The following is a 9,447-nucleotide window of genomic DNA, read 5'->3' as shown; positions in this document are numbered from 1 at the left end:
AGTTGACGGGAACTTCGATGGATACAGATGACCAGAGCGCGATGATCCCTCCCCGCTACCAGCGGCTGTCCGATGAACTGGCCGAGGCCATCCACGGCGGTCGCCTTCCCGTTGGCAGCCGCCTGCCCTCGCTGCGGCAGATGGCGCTGCAGCGCAGGCTCAGCCTGAACACCGTGATCGCGGCCTATCGCCAGCTGGAAGATGCCGGCCTGGTGATTCCACGGCCCAAGGCCGGCTTCGAGGTCGCACCGCGCCTGTCGGTGCCCGAACGTTCGCTGCGCGATACGCCGTCGGCGCCCACCGCGCCGCTGCAGCAGGCGCTGATGGCCCGTGTGCTGGAGGCACAACGCCGACCCGGCGTGATCGACCTGGCCTTCGCCGGCCCCCGTGGTCGCCAGTTCTATCCCGGGGCGCAGCTTGCCCGGCACACTGCACAGGTGCTGCGTCATGGCCAGCAGACGGTGGAAACCTATGCGCGCCCGAATGGCTCGCCGCGGCTGCTGGCACAGATCGTGCGCCGCGGCCCGCGCATGGGCCTGCACACCCACAGCGACCGCCTGCTGCTGACCCATGGCGCGATGGAAGCGCTGCAGCTGGCGCTGCGTGCCGTCACCCGGTCCGGCGATGCGGTCGGCATCGAGGCGCCCTCCTACTTCAACCTGTATCCCCTGCTGGCCACCCTCGGCCTGCAGGCCATCGAATTGCCCACCCACCCGCAGCAGGGGCTGGATGTCGATGCCCTGGAGGCCCTGCTCGAACACACGGCGCTGGCCGCGCTGGTGGTGATGCCGACCGTGCACAACCCGCTGGGCTGCACCATGCCCACATCCGCCAAGCAGCGACTGGCCGAACTGGTCAATGCACGCCAGCTGCCGCTGATCGAAGATGCGGTGTATGCCGAGCTGCAGTTCTGCGAACCGCCCGCGCCCCTGCTCAAGGCCTTCGATCGCGACGGCTGGGTGATGGTGGTCGGTGGCTTTTCCAAGACCCTGGCCCCGGACTATCGCATCGGCTGGCTGGAAGGCGGCCGCTTCGCCGAACGCATCGCGCTGCTGAAGTTCCAGTCCACCGGCGGCGAACCGCAACTCCTCGGCGATGCGGTGGCAGCCTACCTGGAGGCGGGCAGCTACGAGCACCACCTGCACCGCATGCGTCGCCTGTATCGCGAGCAGGTGGGGCGGCTGCGCCAGCTGGTGGCCGAGTACTTCCCGGCGGGCACCCGCGCCACCGAGCCGCAGGGCGGTTTCCTGCTGTGGCTGGAACTGCCGGGCGTGGACACGCGCGAACTGTTCGAACGTGCGCTGCAGGAAGACATCGTGTTCATGCCCGGCCAGGTCTATTCGCGCGGCGCCCGCTACCGGCATTGCCTGCGGCTGTCGTGCTGCCAGACCCTGGATGCGCGCTTCATCGGTGCGGTGGAGCGACTGGGTGCGATCGCGCGCGAGCTGGCGGCTGCAGCACGGTAGTGCCGGCCGCTGGCCGGCAACTGCATCCACCCAACGATCCCGGGATTGCCGGCCAGCGGCCGGCACTACAGGTGCGCGGCCAGCGCTTCGCCATTTGCCCCCGGCAGGTGCGGCAGCCGCCCCCAGCACGGCATCGGCAGGCGCTGCCGCAGCGTGGCGATGTTCTCGTCCTGGCGCTGCATCGCCGGGTCGATGTGATTGCCGACCCAGCCCAGGCACGCCACACCGCTGGCCTGCAGCGACTGCGCGGTCAGCCGCGCGTGGTTGACGCAGCCCAGCCGCATGCCCACCACCAGCAGCACCGGCAGCTGCAACGCGCGCACCAGGTCCAGCTGGTCCAGCGTGGCCGAGACCGGCGCCAACCAGCCGCCAACGCCCTCCACCACCACGATATCGGCCTGCGCACGCAGGCGCGCGAACGCGGCCACGATCGGCGCCAGTTCCACCTGCACGCCATCTTCGGCAGCGGCCAGCTCCGGTGCCAGCGGCTGCCGCAGCGCATACGGGTTCAGGTCGGCATAGTCCGGTACCGGCCAGCTGGCCGCCTGCAGGGCCAGCGCGTCGTCGTTGCGCAGGCCCTGCCCCAGATCCTCGCTGCCGCTGGCCACCGGCTTCATGCCGACCGCGCGCAGGCCACGACGGCGCAGTGCGTGCAGCAGCGCGGTGCTGACCGCGGTCTTGCCGATCTCGGTATCGGTGCCGGTCACGAACAGGGCAGGTGGCAGCGTGGCGGGCAATGGCATCGATGGGCTCCAGCAGGGCAACAGAGCGTGCATTATCGCCGGCCCCGCACGCTTGCTAGACTGCGGGCATGTTCGCCAATGCCTCGCTCACCGGCAGCAAGCCGGAACAATACGCCCAGCTGCTGGAACAGGCCCGAGGCCTGGTCTACGCCGAGTCCGACCGCATCGCCAACGCGGCCAACCTCTCCGCGCTGGTCTACCACGCCCTTCCCGATCTGAACTGGGTCGGCTTCTACCTGTACGACGGCAAGGAACTGGTGGTCGGCCCGTTCCAGGGCCTGCCCGCCTGCGTGCGCATCCCGCTGGACAAGGGCGTGTGCGGCGCGGCCGCCAGCCAGCGCGTGACCCAGCGCGTGGACGACGTCGATGCCTTCCCCGGCCACATCGCCTGCGACTCGGCCTCGCGCTCGGAGCTGGTGGTGCCACTGCTGCGCGGTGATGAGCTGATCGGCGTGTTCGACATCGACAGCCCGAAGGTTGGCCGCTTCGATGCCGAGGACCAGGCCGGGCTGGAGGCCATCGCCCGCGTGTTCGTCGAGGCCCTGGGATGAGCGCACCGAAGCTGCGCAACATCGGCCCCAAGAGTGCGGCGTGGCTGCGCCAGGTCGGCCTGCGCAGCCGCGAGGAGCTGGTCGCGATCGGTGCGGTCGGCGCCTTCGTCAAGGTCAAGCGGGCGGGCTTCAAGCCCAGCCTGAACCTGCTGTACTCGCTGGAAGGCGCATTGCTGGACTGCCACTGGCAGGAACTGAGCGAGGCGCAGCGCGAAGCGCTGGTGCAGGACTACGAAGCACGCATCGCCGCGCACCCGCTGAAGGCGGCCGGCCCGGCCTCCGGCCCGGTGCATGAGCAGCGCTTCGATGCCTACGATGACGCTGAAGACAGCGTCGCCGAGAGCGCCGACGAGGATTGAGGCCTCCGCGTTCCTGGGGATGCCGGCCAGCGGCCGGCACTACCACTGTGATGCGGGATCGGTCGTGCCGGCCGCTGGCCGGCACAACCCTCGGCTCAGGGCTGCTGCAGTTCCAGCAGTTCGCCCACCAGACCTGCTTCACCGCGTTCCAGCCGTACCCGCAGGCGTGTGCCATGGTCGATGCGCAGCGCCCAGCACAGCGACATCGGCAGGCCGCACACCTGCGACAGCACCATGCGCAGCGGGCCACCGTGGCTGACCACCAGTGTCGGCAGCGGGTCATCATCATCGAGCAGGCGATCCAGCGCGCGTGCGATGCGCCGCTCGAAATGGCCCCAGCTCTCGCCGTTCGGTGGCGGGAACGCGTGCGGGTCGGCATGGAACGCCGCCAGCGCGTCTTCCGGCAGATCGAACAGGGACTGCCCGTCCCAATCACCGAAATCCAGTTCTTCCCACTCTTCGTCCGGCTCCACATCCAGGCCGCGCGCCGTGGCCAGCGCCATCGCCGTATGCAGCGAGCGCAGCCGCGGCGAACTGATCACCCGCTCCCACGGCTGTGCGGCGTAGGCGTCGACCAGTTCCTGTGGCAGCGGCGCCAGCTGCGGTGGATCGGTGCGGCCATCGAGGAACTCATCGCGACCGTTGCCGGCATGGCGGACCAGGTCGAGGATCATGCGTGCGCCCCGTACAGGCAACGCGGGAACAGCGGAAAACGGGCGGACATCGGCAACGGCACCACGGGATCGAGGGACCATTCTAAGGGCACAGCAAAGGCAGTCGAGCAAGCTCGACCCTACGGCTGCCGGGGATGGCGTAGACTGCGCGCACTTCCAGGTGACCTGCGGCCTTGGCCGGCAGGTTGAAACGGGAAGCCGGTGACGCGTGATTCCACGCCAGGCCGGCGCTGCCCCCGCAACGGTAAGCACGTCAGTTCCAGGCAACAACGCCACTGTGCCACGCGCATGGGAAGGCGCCTGGACGGTGGCCTCGCGCCACCCGGCGGCAAGCCCGGAGACCGGCCCGGAAGCCTCAGGTCGCGATGCGGTGGGCATGGCGCTGGATGAGCACGGCGTCGGCCGTGGCATCGGCGCGTGTCTGGCTTCGCGGCTCCTCCCCTTCGCTGCGCGGGCGTGCGTGGCACCTGGAGTACCCCATGAAGCTGCAGTCCCGAATGCTGTCCCTGGCCGTGCTGGCCGCCCTGCCCGCGCTGGCGCAGGCCGCCGATGACACCACCGCGCTCGACCAGGTGCTGGTTACCGCCACCCGCACGCCGATCGCTCTGCAGGACAGCATCGCGCCGGCCCAGGTGATCGACCGCGCGCAGATCGAATCCAGCCAGGCCACCTCGCTGCAGGAACTGCTGCGCGGCCGCGCCGGCATCAACCTGACCAACACCGGCGGCCTGGGCAAGCAGAGCTCGCTGTTCCTGCGCGGCACCAACTCCGGCCACACCGTGGTGCTGGTCGACGGCGTCCGCATCAACAGCGCCGACCTCGGCCTGGCCATGTACCAGGATCTTCCGCTGGCGCAGATTGAACGCGTGGAGATCGTGCGCGGGCCGCAGTCCAGCCTGTATGGCGCCGATGCCATCGGTGGCGTGATCCAGATCTTCACCCGCCGCAACGCCGGTGACTTCGCTCCGCACTTCCAGCTCGGCGGCGGCAGCAACGGCCTGCGCGAGGCCAGCGGCGGCATCGGGGGTGGCACCGAACGTGGCTGGTTCGGTGCCGACATCGCCTACCAGCATTCCGATGGCATCGACGCCTGCCGCGGCTCTTCCTCGGTGTTCACTGCCGGCTGCTTTGCCGACGAGCACGACCGCGACGGCTACCGCAACCTGTCCAAGAGCCTGCGTGGCGGCTACACCTTCAACGACCAGTGGAACGTGGAAGGCAGCGCGCTGCGTGCCGATGGCAGGAACCACTACGACGGCTACTACAACTACTCCGAAACCCGCCAGCAGGTACTGGCCGGCAAGGTGCGCTACACGCCGTCCGAACGCGCGGCATTCACTGCCAACGTCGGCCGCAGCGACAACGAATCGGACAACTACGGCGCGCCAGGGGTGTTCGGCAGTGCGCAGACCCACCGCGACAGCGCCTCGCTGCAGGGCGATTTCGGCCTGGCCGAAGGCCAGCTGCTGAGTGCCGGCGTGGACTGGAGCGAAGACAACCTGGATGGCAGCAGCGCGGGCTACCTCGTCGACAGCCGTCGCAACACCGGCGTGTTCGTGCAGTACCAGGGCCGCTTCGGCCGCCACCAGCTGCAGGCCAGCGCACGCAACGACGACAACCAGCAGTTCGGCAACCACGCCACCGGCAGCGTTGGCTGGGCGATGCAACTGGAGCACGGCCTGCGCGTCAACGCCAGCTACGGCACCGCGTTCAAAGCGCCGACCTTCAGCGACCTGTACGACCCGTGGAGCGGCGTGCCGACGTTGAAGCCGGAGAAGTCCAAGAGCGCCAACCTTGGCGTTTCACAGCAGGGCCAGGGCTGGCGCTGGGGCCTGGACGTGTACGAAACCCGCATCGATGACCTGATCACCTACGATGCGCTCACGATGAAGATGCAGCAGGTGGAGAAGGCGCGCATCCGTGGCGCCGAACTGACCGGTGGCGTGCTGCTGGCCGGCTTCGATATCAACGCGCAGTTGAGCTACACCGACCCACGCAACCGCACCCGCGGCAGCACCCAGTTCGACAACTGGCTGCCGCGCCGCGCGCAGCAGACCGCGCGCCTGGACATCGACCGTCGCTTCGGCGACGTCCGCGCCGGACTGACCGTGCAGGGCGCGGGCAAGCGCTATGACAACGCCGGCAACTCGGTGAAGGTCGGCGGCTACGGCACGCTGGACCTGCGCGCCGAGTACGCGCTGACGCCGTCGTGGTCGCTGCTGGCGCGTGCGGCCAACGTGTTCGACCGCAGGTACGAGACCGTGGCGTGGTACAACCAGCCCGGCCGCGAGTACCAGCTGAGCGTGCGTTACCAGCCGAAATGACCGCAACGGTCATGGTGGTGCCGGCCGCTGGCCGGCAGCATCATGACCTCCGGCAGAGCGCCCCGGATTGCCGGCCAGCGGCCGGCACTACCCGTTGCGTCGGTCCGGGTTACCGGCCGGCGACCAGGGATGTCCGTTGCATCAGCGCTGCAACCCCGGCAACTCACGCAGGTCGTCGATCACGGCCACCGCATGTGCGGTGGCCAGATCCAGGCCACGCGGATAGCCATAGCGCACCAGCGCGATCGGCATGCCGGCCTCTTCGGCGGCGCGGTAGTCGGTCAGCGAATCACCGACCATCAGGCAGGCGTCTACCGGCAACCCGAAGTGCGCAGCGATGTGGCGCAGCGGTTCACCACTGGGCTTGCGCTGCGGCAGCGAGTCGCCGCCCAGTATCAGCGCGAACGCTTCGCCGATGCCCAGGTGCTGCAGCAGCGGAGGCACCAGCGCTTCTGGCTTGTTGGTGCAGATCGCCAGCGGCACGTTGCGCGCACGCAGCTGTGCCAATGCGTCGGCAACGCCATCGAACAGGCGTGGGCTGCGCAGCAGGCATTCCCGGTAGTGCACCATGAACACCGGCATCACCGCGGCCAGATCGACCTCGCGGCCGGCGGCATGCACGGCCTGCTCCACCAGGCGACGCACACCATCGCCGATCCAGCCCAGCACCGTGGTTTCCGGCACGCGCGCCACACCGATGTCTTCCAGCGTGCGGTTCAGTGCTTCGGCGATATCGGCCGCGCTGTCGACCAGCGTGCCATCGAGGTCGAACACGACCAGCGGATAGGGATACGACAAGGGACGGCACCTGTGCGACGTGGGGCCGTCCATTGTACGTCGGCCTGCTTTTCTGCAGGCCCGCCTCAGCCGATCCTGCGCGCGCGGGTGGCCAGGAACGTGGGCAGATAACGGTCGATCAGAAAGCGCGGCTGCGGCTGCCAGTCTTCCATGAAACGATCGATGACGAAGCCGGCGTCGAGCTGACCGCCGATGAGTTCGGTCAGGCTGTGGCCGAAGGTGAGCGCATCGCCGCGCGCCAGCTTGGCCTCGCGCTCGGCCGGTGCCAGGTCTTCCAGGTCCGAATAGGGAATGGCGTACTGCGGCCGGATCAAGCCCTGCGCATCCAGCTGCGGATCGCGCGCACCAACGAACAGCACCGGGTTGTAGAAGCTGGCCATCAGCATGCCGTCGCGCGCGAGCACGCGATGGCACTCGCTCCACACCGGGCGCACGTCGGGCACGTACAGGTTCGAGATCGGCTGGAACACCACATCGAAACTGCCGTTGGCGAACGCGTGCAGGTCGCGCATGTCGCCCTGCACCGTGCGCAACTGCAGGCCATCGCGCGCCGCGACCTGGCGGTCCTGCTCCAGCTGCCCGTCGGACAGGTCGAACACGGTGACCTCGGCACCGGCCGCGGCCAGTACCGGCGCCTGCTGTCCCCCGCCCGAAGCCAGGCACAGGATGCGGCGGCCGCGCACATCGCCCAGCCAGTCCAGCGGCAGTGCACGCGGCGTCAGATGCACCTGCCAGCGCCCTTCGCGCGCGGCGGCGATGGTTGAGCTTTCAACCGGGCGCGACCACTCGCGCACCTCGCTGGCCTGGCGGTCCCAGGCAGCACGGTTGTGGTCGATCAAGGCCTGTCCATGGTTCATGTGTTCTCCTTGCCCGGCGGGCGCCAATCCAGGTCCTGGAAGGCCGGGCTGGCGAAACACTCGCCCAGGTAGTCCAGGAATCGACGCATGATAGCGGGCTGCTGGCGCCGTGATGCGTACACGGCATGAATGCCGAGTTCGTCCAGGCTGAAATCCGGCAGCAGTTCGATCAGCTCGCCAGTGCGCAGCAGCGGCGCCACCTGGTAGGTCGGCAGCATCGCGATGCCGGCACCGGCCCGCACCGCCTCCAGCAGCAGCGAGGCCTCGTTGGCACTGATGTTGCCGCCCACCGCCACCGACAGCGAACGGCCGTCGCGGTGCAACTGCCAGAGGCTCTTGCCGACGTAGTGGTGGGTCAGGCAGTTGTGTGCGGCCAGGTGCTCGGGAGCGGTCGGCGTGCCGCGTGCCTGCAGGTAGGACGGCGTCGCGCACAGCACCGAGCGGCAGGTGGCCAGCCGCCGCGCGATCAGGCTGGGATCGATCTGGCGCGCGATGCGCACCGCCAGGTCCACCCGCTCTTCCACTAGGTTCACCGTGCGGTCGACCAGCAGCAGCTCGATGCGCGCCGCCGGGTGGCGTGCGACGAAACCGGCCACCGCGCGCGCCAGATGGCTCTGCCCGAACGACACGCTGGCGGTCACCCGCAGCGTGCCGTGCGGCTCGGGATCATCGCTGGCCAGCTCGCCCTGCAGCGCCTCGCCGATCTCCAGCATCTGCCGGAAGCGCGCCAGCGCCGCTTCGCCGGGACCGGTCAGGCTGACCCGGCGCGTGGTCCGGTGCAGCAGGCGCGCCCCCAGCCAGCCTTCGACCTCGGCCAGGTAGCGGCTGACCATCGCCCGCGACATGTCCAGCACCTCGGCGGCCGCGGTCAGGCTTCCGCGCTCGGCGACCTCGACGAACACAGTCATGGCGGTCAATCGGTCCATATGCTCGATCCATGCAACAAACAAGCGCGTTATACGCTGTTTTTCGAGCGACTGCAGCGGCCTAGAGTGGCCCCATTCGCACCCCACACCGCCCCACGGAGTCCTGCCATGAAGATCGCCCTCATTGGTTCCACCGGCAACATCGGCCGCCAGATCGCCCGCCACGCGCTGGCCCACGGCCACGAACTCACCGTCATCGTGCGCAGCGCGCAGGATCTTCCGGCCGAGCTGGCCGGCGCGCATCCGGTGATCGCTTCGCTGGACGACCCGGATGCGCTGGTTGCCGCCATCACCGGCCACGACGTGCTGGCCAGCGCCTACGGCCCGCGGCCGGGCGATGACATCGGCCGCGTCGGCGAGGTCGCCGCACAGCTGGCCGCCGCTGCGCGCAAGGCCGGCGTGCCACGCCTGGTAGTGGTCGGCGGTGCCGGCAGCCTGGAAGTCGCCCCCGGCGTGCAGCTGGTGGATACCCCGAACTTCCCGGAGGCCTACAAGCCGTACGCGCTGGCCCATCGCGAAGCCTTCAAGCGCCTGCAGGCGGTGGAGGACCTGGACTGGACCTTCTTCTCGCCGGCCGCCGAAATCGGCCCGGGTGAAGAGCGAGGCCAGTACCGCGTGCAGCCCAAGGCGTTCCTCGCCGATGCCAGCGGCCACAGCCGCATCAGCTACGCCGACTATGGCGCTGCGTTCGTCGCCGAGCTGGAAGCACACAAGTACCCGAAGCAGATCATCACTGCGGCGTATTGATC

General features: G+C 69.1%; 10 protein-coding genes and 1 riboswitch. Of the genes, 5 read left to right on the top strand and 5 right to left on the bottom strand.

What is annotated here, in order from left to right:
• Positions 1-17 precede the first annotated feature (17 nt).
• Positions 18-1,466, top strand: coding sequence for a PLP-dependent aminotransferase family protein (locus VN11_RS02450; RefSeq protein ID WP_053448684.1), 1,449 nt, complete (start codon positions 18-20; stop codon positions 1,464-1,466).
• Positions 1,467-1,531: 65 nt separating this feature from the next.
• On the opposite strand, the gene bioD is transcribed toward VN11_RS02450, so the two are convergent.
• The gene (gene bioD / locus VN11_RS02445) at positions 1,532-2,209 is read right to left on the bottom strand and encodes a dethiobiotin synthase (RefSeq protein WP_053448683.1); all 678 of its coding nucleotides are present in this window, start codon (positions 2,207-2,209) and stop codon (positions 1,532-1,534) included.
• A gap of 68 nt (positions 2,210-2,277) precedes the next feature.
• Here bioD and VN11_RS02440 point away from each other — a divergent pair, with 68 nt between their 5' ends.
• Together VN11_RS02440 and VN11_RS02435 are read left to right on the top strand one after the other, a co-directional pair.
• Positions 2,278-2,760: a GAF domain-containing protein gene (locus VN11_RS02440; protein WP_004154035.1), complete on the top strand. Its 483-nt coding sequence runs from the start codon at positions 2,278-2,280 to the stop codon at positions 2,758-2,760.
• On the top strand, positions 2,757-3,119 hold the full coding sequence (locus tag VN11_RS02435; protein ID WP_053448682.1) for a TfoX/Sxy family protein: 363 nt from the start codon (positions 2,757-2,759) through the stop codon (positions 3,117-3,119). Before VN11_RS02440 ends, VN11_RS02435 begins: the two co-directional genes overlap by 4 nt.
• A gap of 95 nt (positions 3,120-3,214) precedes the next feature.
• Here VN11_RS02435 and VN11_RS02430 read toward each other — a convergent pair whose 3' ends face one another.
• Entirely contained in the window at positions 3,215-3,793 is a 579-nt protein-coding gene (locus VN11_RS02430) for a histidine phosphatase family protein (RefSeq protein WP_053448681.1), read from the bottom strand.
• 141 nt (positions 3,794-3,934) lie between these two features.
• Positions 3,935-4,157, top strand: a riboswitch (cobalamin riboswitch).
• Between the two features lie 115 nt (positions 4,158-4,272).
• Here VN11_RS02430 and btuB point away from each other — a divergent pair.
• Entirely contained in the window at positions 4,273-6,117 is a 1,845-nt protein-coding gene (gene btuB / locus VN11_RS02425; RefSeq protein ID WP_053448680.1) for a TonB-dependent vitamin B12 receptor, read from the top strand.
• 141 nt (positions 6,118-6,258) lie between these two features.
• On the opposite strand, the gene gph is transcribed toward btuB, so the two are convergent.
• The 3 genes from gph to VN11_RS02410 form a co-directional block, all read right to left on the bottom strand.
• Complete coding sequence (gene gph / locus VN11_RS02420) at positions 6,259-6,915, bottom strand: phosphoglycolate phosphatase (protein WP_053448679.1); 657 nt, start codon at positions 6,913-6,915, stop codon at positions 6,259-6,261.
• Between the two features lie 65 nt (positions 6,916-6,980).
• Complete coding sequence (locus VN11_RS02415) at positions 6,981-7,772, bottom strand: class I SAM-dependent methyltransferase (protein WP_053448678.1); 792 nt, start codon at positions 7,770-7,772, stop codon at positions 6,981-6,983.
• On the bottom strand, positions 7,769-8,698 hold the full coding sequence (locus VN11_RS02410) for a LysR family transcriptional regulator (RefSeq protein WP_053448677.1): 930 nt from the start codon (positions 8,696-8,698) through the stop codon (positions 7,769-7,771). Before VN11_RS02410 ends, VN11_RS02415 begins: the two co-directional genes overlap by 4 nt.
• A 108-nt stretch (positions 8,699-8,806) precedes the next feature.
• Here VN11_RS02410 and VN11_RS02405 point away from each other — a divergent pair, with 108 nt between their 5' ends.
• A complete protein-coding gene (locus tag VN11_RS02405; RefSeq protein WP_053448676.1) occupies positions 8,807-9,445 on the top strand; it encodes an NAD(P)-dependent oxidoreductase in 639 nt (212 codons plus the stop codon).
• Positions 9,446-9,447: the final 2 nt, after the last annotated feature.

The sequence above is a fragment of the Stenotrophomonas maltophilia genome (genome assembly GCF_001274595.1).
In the GTDB taxonomy this organism is placed as follows: domain Bacteria; phylum Pseudomonadota; class Gammaproteobacteria; order Xanthomonadales; family Xanthomonadaceae; genus Stenotrophomonas; species Stenotrophomonas forensis.
This window is presented reverse-complemented; position numbering and strand designations above follow the sequence as displayed.